Origin of the sequence: Providencia sp. Je.9.19, assembly GCF_051129765.1 — a bacterium.
Lineage (GTDB): Bacteria > Pseudomonadota > Gammaproteobacteria > Enterobacterales > Enterobacteriaceae > Providencia.
Map to the genome: position 1 here is coordinate 43188 of NZ_JBCPSS010000001.1, position 19735 is coordinate 62922.

Here is a 19735-nt window from a genome sequence, read left to right on the forward strand (position 1 = left end):
TAGACTTATGCATAAAATGCTGTAATACCTATAAATAGCTAGGGTTTTACGCAAAGAATATCAGTTCATTTATTGTTCAATTAACGATTATTCACTGGGCTCAGCACGAAGGCCATCAGATTGTTTTCTGATAACCGACCATGAGTAAATGAGATTAATGAGTACCAATATTGCACTAAAAAAGAATACAGCTCTAAACCCATAAGTCGCGGCGACCAAAGATCCCATTAACGGTCCGGTAACATTACCGACGTCTCGTAGTGCTTGGTTATAGCTAAATATCCGTCCAGTAACTTGATGGGAAATATTGTACAAAATTAAAGTTTGTACCGCGGGTAACAGTGCAGCATTTAAAGCACCGAGTAAAAAGCGTAAAGCACCAAGTTCCCAATAATTACTGACGAGTCCCATCGGGAAAAGGACAAATATTGATGCGCCTAATACTGCCAACAAGACCTTTTCAGGTCCTATTCTATCGCTAAGCTTACCTAGCATAGGGGCTGCTATCAGTGCTGCAACACCAGGAATGGAAGCTATCATACCACTGATAAACGCCAAGTTTTCGATGGAATCAGAGAGTTCTCGAACATAGAGGGTGACTACCGGATTTACTGATCCCATTGCTGCTTGAATAATCATGGTGGTAAAAAATAAACTAATGACTAAGTTTTTATTACGTAAAGAAGCAAAAACCTGTTTGCCAGTTAAGGCATCTTTACGAGAAACGGGTGTAAAACGTTCGCGAACATAAAATAATGTCACAAAAAAGCAAATGAATAATACGCTGGCGGTGATGAAAAATACCGGGCGCAGACCATATTGGTCAGCGAGTAAGCCACCAATCAATGGACCTATCAATGCGCCACTCACTGCACCTGTGGCAAGTACGCCCATTGCCCAGCCGCTTTTTTTAATCGGTATTTGAGTTGCTATCAACGCATTGGCATTGGGAACAAAGCCCCCTAGAAGACCTAAAATGGCTCTGAGGATGAGTAGTTGCCAGATATTTTGCGCAAAACCGATGAGCACCATGACGATAGCCATACCAAGGGCTGAGCGCAATAACATGAGTTTTCGACCTTTTCGGTCAGATAATCGCCCCCAAAATGGGGCTGCAATTGCAGAGAATAGAAACGTGATACTAAAAACTGCACCAGTCCATAGGCTTAATGAGGCGTGGTTAGTTACGCCGAGTTCTTCAATATATAAGGGGAGAAAAGGCATGATCAGGCTAAATGCCGCGCCAGTTAAAAAACAACCGAACCATACGACATACAAATTACGTTTCCAGTAAGTATTCCTGTTAAGCATAGACTCCTAACTTATTCCTTAAGAACGAAACGGCGGTTATATGACTAACGGCCGCTTCATCGATTTAATGATGCAAATCACCATATAAGGAGGGCTCTCCTTCCGGTCGTGTTTTGAAGCGACGATGTAGCCACATATATTGTTCAGGTGCTCTTAAAATTTCTTTTTCAATGAGCTTATTCATCATGGCTGCGGTTGTGACTTCATCATCTTTAGGAAAACCATCAACAGCAGGCTGGATAAGTAGTTCATAACCTTTACCAGCAGGCATACGACGCAGTGTAAAAGGGATCATTAACGGGTTAGCCATTCGGACTAATATTGATGTACCGGTTGTTGTGGCAGTATCTTTGACGGCAAAAAACGGTACAAAAACACTGTTACGCGGTCCATAATCATGGTCAGGGGCATACCATAGAATTTTACCTTGTCGTAAAATGCGCACCATACTTTTAGGATCTTTGCGGTCAATCATGACATCGTTAGAACGCCTGCGGCCTCTGGTTTGAAGCCAGTCGTAGACGGGATTATCATTCGGGCGGTAAACGCCATTTCCCGGGTTATGCATACCAAACATTCGCCCACCAAGTTCGAGGGTCAAGAAATGGATGCCTACAACGATAATGCCGCGCCCGGTTTTTTGCGCTTCCTTCATATTCTGTAGGCCGTCTATTTTGCACCAGCGGCGTGCACGCCAGTCAGGCCAAAACCAAGCCATGCCCGTTTCAAATACACCCATACCGACAGATTCAAAATTTTTATCGACCATTTGGCGACGTTCTTCTTCGCTCATGTCTGGAAAACACAACTGCAAATTACGGTTAGCAATTAAGGCACGTTTTTTTAGAAAATGTTTGGATAGGCGACCTAAACGTGTCCCTATCCAGTAAATAACTGGGTAAGGCAGTAACACGAGGACATAAAGTACACCTGTACCAAACCAAGTGAGCCAGTAACGAGGGTGTAGAAAACTGAGTTTAAACGTTGGTGCCTGTATCATTAGATTCCGATATAGAGTTGTTTGCTATCAAAGCAATAGCAGGTTATCGATAATGTGGTAATTATAACAAATTATTCATTTAAAATATGAGCAGTTTGTAAGGTGATCATTAATTCAGCTAAATTTCGTACTGCCATTTTGTCCATAACTCGTGAACGATGTACTTCAACGGTACGAACAGAGACACAAGCGACATCTGCAATTTCACGATTGATTAAGCCTTGCAGAACATATTTACAGATATCTTTTTCTCTTGGCGTCAGGGTTTCATAGCGCTGTTTAATTAGGTAACGCTCGGTGGCTTTGGCAGTCTGCAAATGTGCATGTTCAAGTGTTTTAGCCAGTTGTTGGCTATCAATAGGTTTTTGCAGAAAATCAATCGCCCCGAGTTTGACTTGTTCGACAGCCATAGGAATATCCCCATGACCGGAAAGAAAAATAACTGCAAGCGTACTTTGTTGCTCTTTAAGTAGATGATGAATTTGCCGTCCATCAAGTTTAGGCATTCTCATATCAAGTAAGACAATACCTTCTTGATGAAGTGATGCTTGCTGAATAAATTGTTCGCTATCATTCCAAACAGTAACCGAATAACCAAGTGTTTCGAGTAAAAATTGGCAGGCATCGGTGACATCGGTGTCGTCATCCACCAGATGAATAACGGGCATTGATTATTACCTCACAGAGTCATGTTATCGATTATTGTGTGGTTTCACATATTATTGAAAATATTCAGCTTATGATTGTCACACATCACCAAGGTGAATGTTATCAATTGTGTGGCAAAACATGCGCTATTGACGGAAAAATTAAGGATAGCTGAAAATTAACGTCACCCTTAAGCCATTAAGGCAGTCATCAGTGATATTATTTTCAATCCGAATGTCACCGCCTTGACTTTGGATAAGTCTCTGGCAAATAACTAGCCCAAGTCCTAAACCTTCCTTTTTTGTTGTCGCAAAAGGGGTAATGCCTTGTTCTAATTGCTCAGATTGCATCCCACCAGCATCATCTTGCAATACTAATAAAAAGCGGTCTTGAGCAAAATGGAACTCAAAACTTAAGGTGTTAGCACCAGCTTGTAGGCTATTGCTAATTAAATTGGAAAGTAACTGGTCGAGCAATGTCTCGGGTAATTTAAGCATAACATCATCAGTATCAGGCAATAATAATTGTGTACCTGAGCCATATTGTTCAACTTGCAATAGTTGCCAAATATGGTTGATGGTTTGTTTGACTGACTGCTGATTGAGTTGTTGGCTTGAATCATGACTTGGCTTTCCTGCCCAAAGGCGTAAGTTACGAATAATATCCGCACCACGCTGCGCCTGATGATCAATTTTAGTGAGCGCGCCAATAAGCGGGTGGTCATCAGATTCTTTTTTCAGACGTAAAATACAGCCCTGAGCGTAATTTCGAATGGCAGATAATGGCTGATTTAGTTCATGGGCAAAGCCGGATGCCATTTCACCTAAGATATTCAAACGCTGAGCTTTTTGTAAATTAGCTTCCTGCTGACGCAGGCGGTTGTGGGCAACTTCGAGTTGGCGACTGCGACGCCTGACTAGAAAAGCAATCCAGACATGATTGATCCCTAACAAAATAAAAAATAACGCAATAATACTAATAGTGATTTGGTGTTGTATCGTCCAACTGACAATATCTTGCCAAACTTGGCGTTGCTGTGGATGTTGATTAACATCACGCAATAAGGTTTCGACTTGAGTCACTGAAGCAGGAGCTCCCCAACGCATTGTCGTATTATCTGTGGAAAGTAACGTTTTCGTCACCTTATCGACCAGATTATCAGGGACTCCACTTAATGCCGCAAAGGACCAATTAGGATATAACTCTGTGCTGGTGAGGCAAGAGAGTGAACTTGAATGTTGAATTAATGGGCGAAATTGCTGTTTATCAATCAATCCTTCGCTATCCATGTTCTCCAACAAACAAACAGGAACGATGGCGGCTGACAGTGAATTATCGCGTAACGCATACAGTAAAGCATCCGCAGGAAAACCGAGAAATTGCATTCGGAAATCTTTCTCAGCATCATATCCCATATCGCGTAATACCTTGTAACCTAACAAGTAACCACCAAAAGCATCTGGTGAAATTGCACCGACCTTTTTTCCTATCAAGTGGTTCACATCTTTAATATCGCTATCTGCTCGCACTAATATCAGGCTACCAATCACATTGCGAGTAGTGCTATTCGGCTCGACATCTGAACGCAACGAAAGTAACCAACGCAGATGATATCGACTATCTAATTGAATAAATTGTGCGGGATTCGTCAGTAAAAAATCAATTTTTTGATGAGAAATAGCGTCTTTCATTTCATCAAGATTGAGCGGTTGCAACGTGAAGCGTTCACCAGGAATGGATTCATTCAGCGTATCAATTAATGACTGCCAATGTAATTGGGTTGAACTTGGGCCACGCAAGGCGAGCACGCCAATTGTCCATTGAGCAGCCATAGTCGGTATTGACCACATTAGCAGCACTATTATTAGTATGTGATACAACGGCATAGATGATTTTTTTAACATATTTAGGTTATTCGTTGCGTTAGATCAATTTAGCGATAGGTATGTGGTAAACCACAATAGGGGGGGCGTTCGTCTCTCCCTACAATGAAGCCATTCCCATCATACTTCAAGCTGCACAGGTAGTAAGCATCTTGAATAATTTGGGGTTTATGAGAAACAAAGATAGCACACCGACTTTAAAGAGAAATAAGAATTTCGACGGTTATCTAAAATAGGCTACATCAATAGCCAATAAAACTTTTAAAACCAATAACATATTGATAATTAACTTTTATTTTTGCATTAGCAATGTCAATACTGGAGCCGATTATGGATCTGAGTAAACGAAAATTTCTACAACAAATAGGGGCCGTAACCGCTGGTGCATCGTTAATTCCGATTGCAGAAGCTGGTTTTAGCCTTTCCCCAACGCGTCGAGAAGGTAATCCAGATAAACGTTATGGAATGCTCATCGACTTACGTCGTTGCATTGGCTGCCAATCTTGTACCGTGAGCTGTTCAGTTGAAAACCAGACACCTCAAGGACAATTTAGAACGACAGTTAACCAGTATCAAGTTGCAGTGAAAGGCGAAGAAGGGTTGACTAACGTTCTGCTACCGCGCCTTTGTAATCATTGTGATAATCCACCTTGTGTACCGGTTTGCCCAGTACAAGCAACCTTTCAGCGTGAAGATGGCATTGTTGTCGTTGATAACGAACGCTGTGTGGGTTGTGCCTATTGCGTACAAGCCTGCCCTTACGATGCCCGTTTTATCAACCATTCAACACAAACTGCAGATAAATGCACATTTTGCGCCCATCGCTTAGAGGTCGGATTATTGCCTGCTTGCGTTGAATCTTGTGTGGGCGGTGCACGTATTATCGGTGATCTTAAAGACCCTAATAGCACTATCCGTAAAATGCTCACTGAGCATGAAGCTGAAATTAAAGTGCTGAAACCAGAAAGTGGCACCTTACCACAAGTCTTTTATATCGGTCTGGATGACGCATTTGTTCAGCCATTAGAAGATAAAGGTCAACCCGCATTATGGCAGGAGGTGTTCTGATGAATGGCCAAGTGACTTATATTTCAGAAATAATGGCTCAGCCACAAGAATTCTTTTGGCTACCTTGGGCAGTACAATATTTCTTCTTCATTGGTATTGCGTCTTGCGCGGTGCTTTATGCTTGTTATCTCCATTGGCAAAATAAAAGTGAAAATGGCCGTTTAGAAATGATTTCTGCTTTTATCGCTATCACCATGGGGATCACTGCACCATTGGCATTAACCGCAGATTTGCATCAAACCGCCAGGGTTTGGCATTTCTATGCGCATCCTACCTTTTGGTCTTGGATGTGGTGGGGCTCTGTATTGCTGCCATTATTCACCACATTTATGGGATTATATTTTGTCGCGTTAATTGTGAAACTGGTTTGGAAAAAAGAGTTTAAGGCGACCCGTTGGATTGCGTTATTAGCGGCACTTTCTGCGATTGGACTATTGTTATATACCGGACGCGAAGCATCAGTATTGAATGCACGACCAATTTGGTTTAGCTGGTGGATACCCGTTCTCATGTTCCTTAGCGCGCTGCAAGTGCTACCTGCGTTAGTGAGCCTTGGTGCACGTCGTGAGCCTCAATATCAAAATCGCTTAGCGCGTTTCCAAGTGATTACATTACTTCTGTTCGTGGTGTGTTTTGCGTTGTGGCTGTCAGGCGATACCATTTCCGGCATGGCGGTACGTCAGCAATTAACACTTGCAAGCCCAGGCTGGTGGATGTTAATCGGCGTTTGCGCATTATGGGCAGCGGCATTTGTTATGTCGGTTTGTAATGTTAAAGCCACTCGCTCAGTACCTTACATTACTGTACTTGCACTAGTTTCGATGGCATTGGCTTGGGTATTACGTTGGATTTTCCTGATGGAAGTTCAAGCGGTACCAAAATATAACATTATTGCAAACCCATATCATTTCCCGCTTGGCTCTGATGGATTGATGGCAATCATTGGGACATTCGGTTTGTGGATAGCGTTAATCATTATTGTTCGTGAAGGTGTTCGTTGGTTTGCAAGGAGAGTACAACATGGCTAAATTCTCAAGACGTCAATGGCTTAAAGGTGGTTTAGTTGTCGGTGGTATCGCGTTATTTGGTGCGAGCTACCGCGATGTTGCCAAACGTGCAGTGGATGGCTTAGTTAACGGTACTTCAGGTAAAGTCACACTTGATAGGATCAACGGTAACTCTTTACGCCCGGAAGGACAGACAGCTAATGGCTGGCAGGAAAATCCTGAACAAGTCATCGCGATGACTCAATGCTTTGGTTGTTGGACTCAATGTGGTATTCGTGCCCGTGTCGATACCGCTAAAAACGAAGTGCTGCGGATAGCGGGTAATCCTTATCATCCACTTTCCCATGAAAAACATTTTCCTTATGGAATGCCGCTGAAAACTGCATTTACAAAAATGAGCGGAGAGAGTGGACTCGAACATCGTTCGACAGCCTGTGCTCGCGGCGCCACTTTAATGGAGGGTTTAACTAGCCCACTACGTATCCTCGAGCCGATGAAACGCGTAGGTAAACGCGGAGAAGGTAAATGGGAACGTATCAGCTTTGAGCAGTTGATTAAAGAAGTGGTTGAGGGCGGAAATCTATTTGGTGAAGGTCATGTGGATGGACTAAGAGCTATCCGTGACCTTGAAACGCCATTAGATCCAACGCAGCCTAAATTGGGTCCAAAAGCGAATCAATTATTAGTCACCAATGCTGGTGACGATGGGCGCGATGGCTTTATTCGTCGCTTCGCTCAAAATGGTTTTGGTAGTAAAAATTTTGGTGCTCATGGTGCCTATTGTGGTCTTGCATATCGTGCGGGCTCAGGCGCATTAATGGATGATCTGGATAAAAATGCTCACGTTAAACCAGATTGGGATCATGTCCGTTTTGCCTTATTTATTGGCACTTCGCCAGCACAGTCAGGAAACCCGTTTAAGCGTCAAGGCCGCCAACTCGCGACTGCACGTTTGCGTGATTCATTTAATTATGTGGTTGTCGCACCAGCATTGCCTTTAACGACAACGCTGGCAAATGATCATGGGCACTGGGTGCCTGTTCAACCGGGAACCGATGCGGCGTTAGTGATGGGGATGATCCGTTGGATTATCGAGAATGAACGTTACAATGCGCAATATCTGAGTGTACCAAGTGAAAAAACTATGGAAGCGGCAGGTGAGAAAAGTTGGACTAACTCAACTCACTTAGTGATTACCGATGACGCGCATCCATTAGCAGGTAAGTTATTAATTTCATCATATATGACTGGAGAAGGTGAAGATGAGAAAGCCTTTTTAGTCCAAGACGCATCAGGTGAACTAAAACTTGCTGATGATGTGACGAATGCAGACCTGTTTGTGACGCGTTCTGTAACGTTACACGATGGTAGTGAAGTAACAGTAAAATCCAGCTTCCAGTGCCTTAAAGAAGCAGCAAATCGCATGACTCTTGAAGAATATAGCGAACGCTGCCAAGTTCCAGTGAAAACGATTGAATCACTGGGTAAAGCACTTACTTCTTATGATAGAAAAGCGGCCGTTATTTCACATGGTGGAATGATGGGCGGCAACGGCTTCTACACAGCATGGTCAGTTATTATGCTCAATGCATTAATTGGCAATTTAAACCTTAAAGGTGGCGTTTCAGTGGGTGGTGGCAAATTTAACGGGGAAAATGATGGTCCTCGTTACAAAATGGCCAGCTATCAAGGTAAAGTGAAACCTAAAGGTGTCGTATTATCGCGCAGTAATGAAGTCTATGAAAAATCAGATGAATTTAAAGCACGCATTGCCGCAGGTGAACAGCCATATCCGGCGAAAGCACCTTGGTATCCGTTTGCTAAAGGTCAGCTTACTGAGCAATTGGCTTCAGCATTGATGGGATATCCGTATTCTCTCAAAGCGTGGATTACTAATATGACTAATCCTGTATATGGTATTGCAGGTATTCGTCAGGTAATGGAAGAAAAACTGAAAGATCCAAAACATCTACCATTGATTATTGGTATTGATGCTTTCATGAATGAAACGACGGCACTGGCGGACTACATTGTGCCGGATACTCATAACTTTGAAAGTTGGGGATTTAGTGCACCTTGGGCAGGTGTTCAGGTTAAAGCCAGTACTGCACGTTGGCCAATTGTTGAATCACGCACAGCTAAAACTGCTGATGGTCAGCCGGTTTCGATGGAAACTTTCTGTATTGCAGTCGCAAAAGCGCTGAATTTGCCCGGTTTTGGTGATGACGTAATTGAAGACATGGACGGTAATAAATATCCATTAAACAGTGCAGAAGACTATTACCTGCGTGTTGCTGCAAATATGGCATGGTTAGGTGAAAAACCTGCGCCAGAGGCGGCGACAGAAGATATTCAAATTAGTGGTGTAGCTCGAATTCTACCTGAAATGACGCGTACATTAAAACCTGAAGAGGTGCGTCGCGTTGCTTATATTTATACCCGTGGTGGTCGTTTTGCACCATACGAGAAATCGTGGGATGGTGATGCAACAGGCCCACAATGGAAAAAAGGACTACAAATTTGGAATCCAACTGTCGCGATTAACCGTCATGCTATTACTGGCGAACGCTACAGCGGCTGTCCAACCTACTACCCACCACGTATGGCAAACGGTGACGATGTCAATAAAGTGTTCCCACCGCAAGAGTGGCCATTAAAAATGATGTCATTTAAATCGCATGTGATGAGTAGCTCAACGACGATGATTGAGCGCTTACGACATGTGAAACCAACAAACTTAGTGGCTATTCATCCAGATGATGCTGCTAAAATGGGGGTTAAACACGGTGATTGGGTTCGTATCACGACGCCAGGTGGTCATGGAGAAGCTCAAATCAGTGTATTAGATGGAGTGATGCCTGGTGTGCTAGCAATTGAACATGGTTATGGACATACCGAAATGGGCGCTAAGCAGCACTATTTAGATGGTAATCCAATGCCAATGAATAAGGCAAATGGCTCTGGTATCAACTTAAATGATTTAGGTTTCGCGGATCCAACACGTGAAGTCGCCAATACTTGGTTAGATTGGGTATCGGGTGCTTCAGTTAGACAAGGTTTGCCAGCACGTATTGAGCTTATTAGTTAGTAGTAATGAAGTAGTAAAGGGTTGTTACCTATATTGCCCTGCATAGCCATAGACGGTTGCAGCCCTTATTTTAAGCAGTTGACATTGCGCAAATACGATGTGGCTACCGCATCGTAAATTCGGCAAGTGCCGGGGAGGGGGAGCCCTCCCTTTTTTCGCTACTATCAGAAAGTTCGTGGCGAAAGGAAAGGCGAAACCACTTCACTCATCATCAAACTTTGGTACATCAATACACCAATTAGTACAAAAATAATACCTGCGACTAGCCTGAGTGCAATACGCCAATAGGGATGCAAATAGATGCCTTTTGACTGAGAAACTCGTAAGGCGCTGTAGCGCATAAAATGAACAAATATAGCAATGGCACAAATAGTGATCGCGGTCCCTACAGCCATAGCTAAAGCGGCAATAATTCCCCAGATATAAGCATCAATCACATAAGAAAACAGCAAGACTAATAAGGCGCCAGAGCAGGGGCGCAGTCCCATAGATAATATAATGAATATTTTTGCTTTTAGGTTCTGTTGTAAATCTTCCTCTTGCACAACATGTTTATGGCCACAATCACATTGTACTGAATTTACTGATAAAACTTGACTGTTGATTAGTGAGATAGGCTTGTTTGAAGAGGGTATAGGTTGTAAATGATGAAAACGGTATGTTTTTGTTCTACTTTCACGCCACCATTGACGTATCGCAGTCAAACACAGAATAAGACCTAAAATAATGACAAAAGCATAGCTAAGTTGCTCTGCATATCGGCTGGCAAGATTTAAATGTTGTGTTGAAAGTTGAAATATAATTAGCACAAATGAAACCAGCAAAATAGCAACAAAACCTTGTAGTAGTGAAGCGAGCAAACTGATAATGACGCTTTGTTTCAAGTAGGTGGATTGCGTTGCAATATAGGTGGTGATGATTAATTTCCCATGACCTGGCCCCAGTGCATGTAGCAAACCATATAAAAAACTGACGGCAACGAGTGTGCTACCTGCGTATAGAGGGTCGGTTGAAGTGGCTTGTAATAAGGTTGCTAACCCTTGATTGAGTTCTTTTTGCCAAATCACACTTTGTTGCAACCAAACTCCCCAATACTGATAAATTTCCCAAGCACTGCAACCTATTAAAACAATTATTATCAAATAGATATAGATAGACTTAGTTGATTTTTTTGCTTGTGAAGAAGTTAAGGACATTGAATATTAACCCTTTGAGCAAATTGTTTACCAAGCGCAAGATCTTCATCTGGAGATTGGTCGGTATCTAAAGAAAATGCGTAACTACGCATAGCATCGGTAATTTCTGCTTCTTTCAATATGACATTACAATGAGCTGCGATTTCTAAAGGAACGTCGATTTGTTGTTTGTTTTGATAAGTCATACTGACATAGAACGTTGGATCATAAGTTAATATTTCAACCAGTGAATTAGCGATAGGTAAAGGTTGTGCTAATGAGGTACTGAATGTGAATACCAGCTGAAAACCATCTTTTTGTAAATGATAGCTATTTGGGATTGTTTTAAATTTTATTTTTTTATTTTGATAATAAAAATCCGTGAAATAATTTTGTACCAAAATATTAGCCATAATGATGGCTTCTTGTTTTTTCCAGCGCGGATCATCATTTTTTATCCCTTTGAGTTCATAAGCAATATCGGCTGAAGTCATCGGATCCATTTTCCAGATATAAGTTATCCCTGAATAATTATCTTGCTGAGTATCAATCGCTATTCTCATATCAATAAAACTATGCGGATGAGCAATAGTTTTTGTCGACGTTAAACAAAAAAGCATTAAAAGGAAAAAAGTTAATTTAATCATTATCATTAGTTAATTGCACATGGGATAGCATGTTATAACATAACAGTGATGAGCAATAAATATATCAGTGTATAAAAATATCACTATTAAATGACAAACAGTTTTTGTTCATGTTCAGCGATAGGGCATGATTCATAAGTCACGCCTATAATTAATCTATGATGATTTCTGCTAACAATAACCTTTCAAAAAAAAGGTTTTTTATTAACATAATTACAGCGATAATATTAGGAATGATCAAATGTGGACAATTTATGGGCGCATTGATATTAAATCGTTAAATATTATCAAGTTATAAAGGAAATGAGAACACCATGCCAGTGTTACATAATCAAGTCTCAAACAAAATTCTTAAAGAACGCATGTTGGCTGAAAGTGAGCCACGTACAACTATCTCTTTTTATAAGTATTTTAATATTCAAGATCCTGCTGCATTTCGTAATAATTGGTATCAGCAATTTAAAGGTTTGAATGTTTTTGGTCGTGTATATATTGCGAAAGAGGGGATTAATGCGCAAATCAGTGTACCTGAATCCAATGTGAATGCATTGCGTGAAGTGATTTATGGTACAGACCCTGTCTTAAACAATTTACGGTTAAATATTGCAATTGATGATGATGGAAAATCATTTTGGGTATTACGCATGAAGGTGCGTGACCGTGTTGTTGCTGATGGTATTGATGATGAGACGTTTGATCCATCCAATACAGGGCAGTATTTGAAAGCGCATCAAGTCAACGACATGATTGATGATCCGAACACGGTCTTCGTTGATATGCGCAATCATTACGAATATGAAGTTGGCCATTTTGAAAATGCACTTGAAGTGCCATCAGATACTTTCAGAGAACAGCTTCCAATGGCTGTTGAAATGTTACAGCAGCAAAAAGACAAGAATGTGGTGATGTATTGTACTGGCGGCATTCGTTGTGAGAAAGCCAGTGCTTATATGCTACATAATGGTTTTAAAAATGTTTACCACGTTGAAGGTGGTATTATTGAGTACGCACGTAAAGCGAAAGAACAAGGTTTACCCTTGAAATTCAAAGGTAAAAACTTTGTTTTTGATAACCGTATGGGCGAACGCATAACAGAAGATATGTTAGCACAGTGCCATCAATGCGGTGAACCATGTGACTCTCATACGAACTGTAGCAATGATGGTTGCCATTTATTGTTTATTCAATGCCCAAGCTGTGCTGAAAAATATGAAGGGTGTTGTAGTGTTTCTTGCACTGAAGAAATGAAGTTGCCTGAAGAACAACAACGTGCTCGTCGTGCAGGACGTGAGGTTAGTAACCAAATCTTTAATAAATCACGCCACCGTTTATCCGATGGCTTATTAAATAATAATAAATGATTTAGTTTATCTATATTTTAGCCCTTATTATAAGGGCTTTTTTAATACAAATATTTAAAAACATTGTATATAAAAAAAAGTTCAATTCTATTTTTAACAAAAACTTTAGAAGTGATATGTCTTTTTTGTGAATAAACCGTACTATTACTAATGCCTAATTTTCGAGAGATAATATGATTGGGCGTTTCATTCATCCAGTTGTTAATAATATTTTGTTCTTTCGCTGTGAATATAGATGAGTCAATATTATTTGCAAGCTTGGTTATTTGCTCTATTTGTTCTGGATCTTTGACGACTTTATCGAGCGTTTGAATAATAATATTTTTAGACATAATGAAAAAATTATCTTTTAATAACAATGGCCTATCGGTTGATGGGTAGGTGGCATTTATATAGATATAGAAACGAATATTTGCTGAATTATTTAATAATCTTTTTAACGTTGGACAATAATTAGAATAATGACAGTAATAGGTTAAATTAACTAGCACAATACTTGGAGGTATATCATTTATAAATGTAATCGCTTCATCAATGCACCCTGTACTAATAAACTCTAATTTTTCATTAGAAGATAAATATTCAGTAATACCAAGTCGGGTGTAATAACACTCATCAATAACTAATATTCGCATAGGGAACATCCTTGTTCAGAAAGAGTGTTACAATAAATTGAAAATGATATGGAAGTCAACTAAGTAATAATAAAAATAATCAATAGTGTCTTTATTTTAAATTAATTCTTAGCTAATTATTTTTAAATATTAATAATAATAGTAAATATCTCATGTTACTATTTTTATGGTGAATATTTTGGTTGTATTGATTGGAATTAGGTATTTGATTTTAGCCAAATACCTATTTAGGCAACTAGTGTTTTTTGATATTAAGCTGTATATATTCGCCAGATTCAATTTTATCAATACCTGCTTGAAGAATATTAATAAGTTGTTTAGCGATATCTGTTGTTAACCACATTGTTTTATCAACAATGGCACTCTCAATATTTTCATTTTTTTCTGGGAGATAATGCAGACGTAACATCATTGCATCGTATGCATCAACAGTACTGATGTCCCAGCCAACAACGGGGTGGGTTTGGATCACATCATCTTTTCTATTCATGAAAACCTCCTAATCAAACGGCGTGATAAATAATTAATATCTATAACTGACTAAGAGCAAAGTGCTTACAACGAGCAATATTGAGTATAAGAGGATTTGGCTAATAAGATAGCAAATAAAGATCATTTTTCACATTAATGACAGTAAATGCAAAAATAAAGTGATGTCGTTCAAAGAAATTAAGGGAAGCTTATTCAACTCCCCCTATTAAATTATGCGTTAGTAATAGAGATAGACCAACGAGAGTCTTCACCTGCTAAGAATGGAATTAATTTATCGTTATCACAGTGAATTGACTCGCAAGTTATACTTTCGGTTCTTGTGAGCGTGATATGGCCTTCATTAACCGGGAGGCCGTAGAATTTAGGTCCATTCAATGAACAGAAAGCTTCAAAATGGGCTAATGCACCGAGTTCTTCAAATACTGTTGCATAAGCTTGCAGTGCAGTCGGGGAGTTAAATACACCCGCACAGCCACAAGAAGACTCTTTACGTGATTGAATATGTGGCGCGGTATCCGTTCCGAGGAAGAAACGGTCACAACCGGAAGCGACTGCTTCACGTAGTGCTACTTGGTGAATATTACGTTTTAAAATAGGCAAGCAGTACAAGTGTGGCCTAACACCACCAACAAGCAAGTGGTTGCGATTAAACATCAAATGTTGTGGTGTGAGCGTCGCAGCAGTGAACTCATTAGCTTCTAAGACATACTGGGCGGCTTCCTTGGTTGTAATATGTTCAAAAACAACTTTTAATTGCGGAAATTGGGCCCTTAGTGGCAACATGACTTGCTCAATAAATAGCGCTTCTCGGTCAAAAATATCAATGTGACTTGCGGTGACTTCTCCATGGATAAGCAATGGCATGCCAGCTTGTTCCATAGCAGCGAGCACAGGATATATTTTTTTGATATCAGAGACGCCGTGACTAGAGTTAGTCGTTGCATTCGCAGGATAGAGTTTACAAGCTGCAAAGACGCCTTCATGAAAGCCTTTAATTATTTCGTTAGCATCAGCGCTGTCTGTGAGGTAGCAGGTCATTAATGGTGTAAATTGGTGTCCCGTAGGGACTGCCTGTATGATGCGCTCACGGTATGCTTTGGCGGCTTCAATCGTGGTGATGGGTGGGACAAGGTTAGGCATGACAATGGCTCGACCAAAAAACTGACTCGTAAACGGCACAACAGTCTTTAACATTTCATCGTCGCGAAAATGAACATGCCAATCGTCTGGGCGGCGGATCGTTAGGGTAGTTACAGTTGTCATTAAACCGGCTCCGTAAAGGTAGGATATGAGTTTGAGCTGGATTATAAATTTTAACTTATAAACCGAGTGCTCAGGCCGGGAAAGAATGATAAAGCGAAAGCAAAAAAATAGCTATGTTAATTAATCATTTTTGAAGGGTATGTGAGATTTATTGTTTTGGTTGAGGTGAACTTTAAATAAGGTAGTCAACAGGATTTATAACGTAAGAATAATAGAAAGGATATATTAAGTTGGCTCCTCCAGCTGGACTCGAACCAGCGACATACGGATTAACAGTCCGCCGTTCTACCGACTGAACTATGGAGGAACTCCTTAATACGCAGAGGATATTAGCGTCCTCCACCTTTAATGTCAAAGGGGAAAACAACAAAATTGCACTGACTGCCTGTTATCTGCTCGAATTGTCGGAAGTTTCATCGAAAAGCATTATGGGAATGTAAAAATGATAATAAAATGGAAACAACAATCTGATGTTTAACGGTAAATTATAAATAGAGGTAGGTAAAATAAAATCAGAGGGGGAGGTTGACGAGGGTATTTTAGCGTGAGAGGCGCTTTAGCTAGATTAAATTTGTTGGTTTGTTACGTGGGTTTTGCTACGTGCAATTTTTTAAACAATATTATTTCGAAAAACTGCAAATAACAAAAAGCCTGCACAAGGCAGGCTTCTTAAATTTGGCTCCTCCAGCTGGACTCGAACCAGCGACATACGGATTAACAGTCCGCCGTTCTACCGACTGAACTATGGAGGAATTGCATTGTTCCTGAGAACGAGGCGCATATTACCCATCCTGCTTTCACTTGTAAAGCACAAAAATAAAAAAAATGACTAAGTGGGTGTTAAGTAAGCAATTAGGATGTTATCTATTCGAAGATGGATATGAATATAGATGAGAACATTCCTTAATCGCCGAAGTTATTAAGTAAAAAGGAATAACGAGTGATGGCATGCAGTGGCGCTAAGTAGAGAAATTAAGCCAAAGAGATGAAAAAGTAGAAGTTATAAAGCAGGTTTATAAGATTGAGAAGAAAATTAAGTCGTAATAATGAAATAATAACAAAGTTGAAAATATAATAGCTAGAGATCCGCGTCTAGCAAGGGGAGGCGGTATTTTTAAATCGTAATGCAAACGATAGACAACAAAAAGCCCGCACAAGGCAGGCTTCTTAAATTTGGCTCCTCCAGCTGGACTTGAACCAGCGACATACGGATTAACAGTCCGCCGTTCTACCGACTGAACTATGGAGGAATTACTTTGTTCCTGAGAACGAGGCGGATATTAACGACATCGCCTCAGGCTGTCAACGATAAAAACATAAAAAAAATTCAGATGCTTATTCGTTGCTCATTATGACTGATTTTTACGCTAGTTGATTGATATAACTTAATTTTGAGTAGCAAGTTTTGCTTGTTCGGGTACTGAAACCTCAGGAAAAGCAATGTGATAAATATCGTAAAACGAAATTGTCCCTTTTAATGCTAATAAACGAGAAATTTCTTGCTTGATTGAACTATTAACTTCTTTTGAATCAAGTATTTTACTAATGGCATTATCAGATACGGGTTCAGTAACAAACCACTCACCATTATAGCAGACGCGTAAATCAAGAATACCGATATCGTCAAAATGGTAAACAGGCTTAACATCAAATAATAATACGCTCGTTAATATTAAGAATAATAGGGTGATACCCAGTGTCCAATAGGGGCCAAAGTAAGGTGCGTACCAAAGGATAATAGCTAATGGAATGTAAGCAGCAACCATACCAATACATAAATAGGGATGACCGATCAAAAATTGACTATTGAAATAAGGTTTTCCATCACGTTTTTCATTCTCGTTGATGGTTTGTAAATCTTCTATAAGTATTTGTTTGATAATATTCATATGTGATAGCTCTCTAGTAGAACATCTATGCTATGAGGGTATCATGTGTAGGTGAAATTGTTATATATCAGTTAAAAAAAATATTTAATGTGATTGTCATTGTATCAGATTTTTCTTACTGACATTTTTAGATTTTTTTCACAGTGAAATTTAAAAAATTCTTTAAATTATCAATAAAATGCAAATTCATTGTTAATGAAAAAAGTGAAAAGTGACCTAGTCGAAAAAATAGCAAAAAATTATACTTTGTGGGTATAAAATAGTTGCTATTATCTTTTACTCATGAGTTAATAAACGTCGGCCTGTTTAGCAGTCCTATTTGATGTACGATGACTAAGTTAGTGAGTTATAAAGAAGAATGTTGTCAGTAGCATTATTGTTATTGATGATTTTTTATCCTGACACAATATCTTGGTACTTCCCTATTAAATAGCTGACTCTGGCCATATTATGCCAAAAGGCAAGTTTTTTTGATGTTATATAGGAAAAGTGCAAATGTCCGACAAAATGAAAGGTCAAGTTAAGTGGTTCAACGAGTCTAAAGGCTTCGGTTTCATCACTCCAGCTGATGGTAGCAAAGACGTATTCGTACACTTCTCAGCCATTCAAGGCGCTGGTTTCAAAACTCTGGCAGAAGGCCAGCAAGTTGAATTCACCATCGAAAATGGTGCTAAAGGTCCAGCAGCTGCTAACGTAAACGCTATCTAAGCTAAATTACGTAACTAATTTTCTAAAGCCCGTCATTTTTAATGACGGGCTTTTTCGTATGCGCTACATTGACAGTCTTAGGTTAACTTTAAATTGGAGGATTTTTATATTATGAAAATTAATGATCGCGTTTATGTTAAAACTGATGGGCAAGCGCGTCGCGAAGGGACAATACTATTGATTGAACCTTTTAATGAAGGGGTTATGTATTTAATTTCATTACCTGAATATCCAGGTGGTATTTGGTTCTTTAATGAAAAAGAAAGTACTGAAGGTATTTTTGTTACACCAATAGATGAATAAGAATAAATAAAGGGATTAATAATATTCTATTTATTAACATTTTATTCTTTACTTACAAAAATTACGCCTCTATACTCAGCTCAGCTTTTATTACGGAGATTATTAATTGGACAGTCAGAGTTGTACTAAAAACTTAATGTATGGCAAGTAATTAATCGTCTTTTCTTTTAACTGCTTGCCACTATGGCGGGCGGTGTCTGATATTCCTATCACGCATACCCCTAATATTTATATGAGTATTATTTCATTTTTATGAGTAATTCACTACGGCTGTATTGGGTGAGTATTATGTTGATCTATTTTTATTCTTTATTCCCTCCAGGCAATAGCTAATAGTATTCGAATAACGCTGTTATTCAATAATTAGGCTATATGCTTTTAATTAAGTATATATATCGCTATCCAATTCATTTTTGGAGGAGCAATTATGCTTTTTACTCCTGATATTTTAAATCTAATTGCCGCTATGTGTATGGGGGCATTAATTGGGGCTGAACGTCAATGGCGCCAACGTATGGCTGGTCTGCGAACCAATGCGTTAGTTGCCACAGGCGCGGCCGTTTTTATTCTGAGTTCAGTGACAACATCACCTGATAGCCCAGGTCGTATTGCGGCACAAGTAGTGTCGGGTATTGGCTTTCTAGGGGCCGGAGTGATCATGCGTGAAGGGATGAATATTCGCGGTTTGAACACAGCTGCAACGCTTTGGTGTTCCGCTGGAATTGGTGTTTTATGTGGCCTTGGTCAATATTCCTTAGCATGGATGGCAACATTGTTAATCCTTTGCGCCAATATTTTGTTAAGAGAAGCGGCATCACGTATTAATCGACAACCTCAGCAGCAAGCGCTTGATGTAGAGCAGCGTTACAAAATGCGAGTAATGTGTCATCAAAATGATGAGATTTTAGTTAGAACGTTGATTTTACAAGCAATTAATGGATTGCATATCCGCCTGCAATCTCTCAGTAGTGCTGATACTTTAAAACCGGAACAATTAGAAGTTTGCGCTGAATTCCTTGCGACACCAGCGGAGCAAAAAGAAATAGAAGCATTGGTATGCCGTATTAGTCTTGAACAAAGTGTTAGTGCTATCAATTGGAAAGTGGCATCAGAGCTACCTGCTTGAATGCCGAAAGTTAATTAACTATAGGAGCCGAAATGGACGACCACCCTCCGTCATGGAGATATAAAACGACGCTATCTAGCTGAAAATATAATTCTTTTTCAGTTAGATAGCATTTGAAAAAGCACATAGTG

Annotated in this window: 17 protein-coding genes and 3 tRNA genes; 7 read left to right on the forward strand and 13 right to left on the reverse strand. The window is 39.8% G+C overall.

The features are described from left to right. Positions 1 to 87 precede the first annotated feature (87 nt). The 4 genes from mdtG to ttrS all read right to left on the reverse strand — a co-directional run bounded on the left by mdtG (position 88) and on the right by ttrS (position 4845). The gene (gene mdtG, locus AAZR93_RS00210; protein WP_434718638.1) at positions 88 to 1311 is read right to left on the reverse strand and encodes a multidrug efflux MFS transporter MdtG; all 1224 of its coding nucleotides are present in this window, start codon (positions 1309 to 1311) and stop codon (positions 88 to 90) included. A 64-nt stretch (positions 1312 to 1375) separates the two neighbouring features. Next, complete coding sequence (locus AAZR93_RS00215; RefSeq protein ID WP_434718639.1) at positions 1376 to 2311, reverse strand: Kdo(2)-lipid IV(A) acyltransferase; 936 nt, start codon at positions 2309 to 2311, stop codon at positions 1376 to 1378. Positions 2312 to 2382: 71 nt separating this feature from the next. Next, positions 2383 to 2979, reverse strand: a complete 597-nt coding sequence (gene ttrR, locus AAZR93_RS00220) for a tetrathionate respiration response regulator TtrR (RefSeq protein WP_434718640.1) — start codon at positions 2977 to 2979, stop codon at positions 2383 to 2385. Between the two features lie 141 nt (positions 2980 to 3120). Further along, positions 3121 to 4845: a tetrathionate respiration histidine kinase TtrS gene (ttrS, locus tag AAZR93_RS00225; protein WP_434719607.1), complete on the reverse strand. Its 1725-nt coding sequence runs from the start codon at positions 4843 to 4845 to the stop codon at positions 3121 to 3123. 327 nt (positions 4846 to 5172) lie between these two features. Here ttrS and ttrB point away from each other — a divergent pair, with 327 nt between their 5' ends. Genes ttrB through ttrA form a run of 3 tightly spaced genes read left to right on the forward strand, consistent with a single transcriptional unit; the run spans position 5173 to position 10005 of the window. Next, positions 5173 to 5910, forward strand: coding sequence for a tetrathionate reductase subunit TtrB (gene ttrB / locus AAZR93_RS00230; RefSeq protein WP_336430797.1), 738 nt, complete (start codon positions 5173 to 5175; stop codon positions 5908 to 5910). Then, positions 5892 to 6938, forward strand: a complete 1047-nt coding sequence (gene ttrC / locus AAZR93_RS00235; protein WP_434718641.1) for a tetrathionate reductase subunit TtrC — start codon at positions 5892 to 5894, stop codon at positions 6936 to 6938. Before ttrB ends, ttrC begins: the two co-directional genes overlap by 19 nt. Beyond that, positions 6931 to 10005 carry a tetrathionate reductase subunit TtrA gene (ttrA, locus tag AAZR93_RS00240; protein ID WP_434718642.1) on the forward strand — a complete coding sequence of 1025 codons (3075 nt, stop codon included), beginning with the start codon at positions 6931 to 6933 and terminating at the stop codon, positions 10003 to 10005. Before ttrC ends, ttrA begins: the two co-directional genes overlap by 8 nt. Positions 10006 to 10169: 164 nt before the next feature. On the opposite strand, the gene AAZR93_RS00245 is transcribed toward ttrA, so the two are convergent. Both AAZR93_RS00245 and AAZR93_RS00250 read right to left on the reverse strand, forming a co-directional pair. Then, positions 10170 to 11201 carry a nickel/cobalt transporter gene (locus AAZR93_RS00245; protein WP_434718643.1) on the reverse strand — a complete coding sequence of 344 codons (1032 nt, stop codon included), beginning with the start codon at positions 11199 to 11201 and terminating at the stop codon, positions 10170 to 10172. Further along, entirely contained in the window at positions 11192 to 11833 is a 642-nt protein-coding gene (locus AAZR93_RS00250; RefSeq protein WP_434718644.1) for a DUF1007 family protein, read from the reverse strand. The genes AAZR93_RS00245 and AAZR93_RS00250 overlap by 10 nt, the downstream gene beginning before the upstream one ends. Positions 11834 to 12141: 308 nt before the next feature. Between AAZR93_RS00250 and AAZR93_RS00255 the strand changes: the two genes are divergently transcribed. Beyond that, positions 12142 to 13188: a rhodanese-related sulfurtransferase gene (locus AAZR93_RS00255; RefSeq protein WP_336430795.1), complete on the forward strand. Its 1047-nt coding sequence runs from the start codon at positions 12142 to 12144 to the stop codon at positions 13186 to 13188. Between the two features lie 41 nt (positions 13189 to 13229). Here the strand turns inward: AAZR93_RS00255 and AAZR93_RS00260 are convergent, their stop codons facing one another. The 7 genes from AAZR93_RS00260 to AAZR93_RS00290 all read right to left on the reverse strand — a co-directional run bounded on the left by AAZR93_RS00260 (position 13230) and on the right by AAZR93_RS00290 (position 17467). Next, positions 13230 to 13823 (reverse strand): LuxR C-terminal-related transcriptional regulator, encoded by a 594-nt coding sequence (locus AAZR93_RS00260; protein ID WP_434718645.1) that lies wholly within the window; start codon positions 13821 to 13823, stop codon positions 13230 to 13232. A 235-nt stretch (positions 13824 to 14058) separates the two neighbouring features. Next, complete coding sequence (bssS, locus tag AAZR93_RS00265) at positions 14059 to 14313, reverse strand: biofilm formation regulator BssS (protein WP_294107233.1); 255 nt, start codon at positions 14311 to 14313, stop codon at positions 14059 to 14061. A gap of 212 nt (positions 14314 to 14525) precedes the next feature. After that, a complete protein-coding gene (gene pyrC, locus AAZR93_RS00270; protein ID WP_434718646.1) occupies positions 14526 to 15578 on the reverse strand; it encodes a dihydroorotase in 1053 nt (350 codons plus the stop codon). Positions 15579 to 15809: 231 nt separating this feature from the next. Continuing rightward, positions 15810 to 15885, reverse strand: a tRNA-Asn gene (locus AAZR93_RS00275). Positions 15886 to 16254: 369 nt separating this feature from the next. Then, positions 16255 to 16330, reverse strand: a tRNA-Asn gene (locus tag AAZR93_RS00280). Between the two features lie 422 nt (positions 16331 to 16752). After that, positions 16753 to 16828, reverse strand: a tRNA-Asn gene (locus AAZR93_RS00285). 135 nt (positions 16829 to 16963) lie between these two features. Then, positions 16964 to 17467, reverse strand: a complete 504-nt coding sequence (locus tag AAZR93_RS00290; RefSeq protein WP_434718647.1) for a YlaC family protein — start codon at positions 17465 to 17467, stop codon at positions 16964 to 16966. Between the two features lie 495 nt (positions 17468 to 17962). Here AAZR93_RS00290 and cspE point away from each other — a divergent pair, with 495 nt between their 5' ends. The 3 genes from cspE to AAZR93_RS00305 all read left to right on the forward strand — a co-directional run bounded on the left by cspE (position 17963) and on the right by AAZR93_RS00305 (position 19604). Then, on the forward strand, positions 17963 to 18175 hold the full coding sequence (cspE, locus tag AAZR93_RS00295) for a transcription antiterminator/RNA stability regulator CspE (RefSeq protein WP_294107230.1): 213 nt from the start codon (positions 17963 to 17965) through the stop codon (positions 18173 to 18175). A 111-nt stretch (positions 18176 to 18286) separates the two neighbouring features. Then, a complete protein-coding gene (gene dsrB / locus AAZR93_RS00300; protein ID WP_294107229.1) occupies positions 18287 to 18478 on the forward strand; it encodes a protein DsrB in 192 nt (63 codons plus the stop codon). A 427-nt stretch (positions 18479 to 18905) separates the two neighbouring features. After that, entirely contained in the window at positions 18906 to 19604 is a 699-nt protein-coding gene (locus AAZR93_RS00305; RefSeq protein ID WP_336430794.1) for an MgtC family protein, read from the forward strand. The last annotated feature ends 131 nt before the right edge of the window (positions 19605 to 19735 follow it).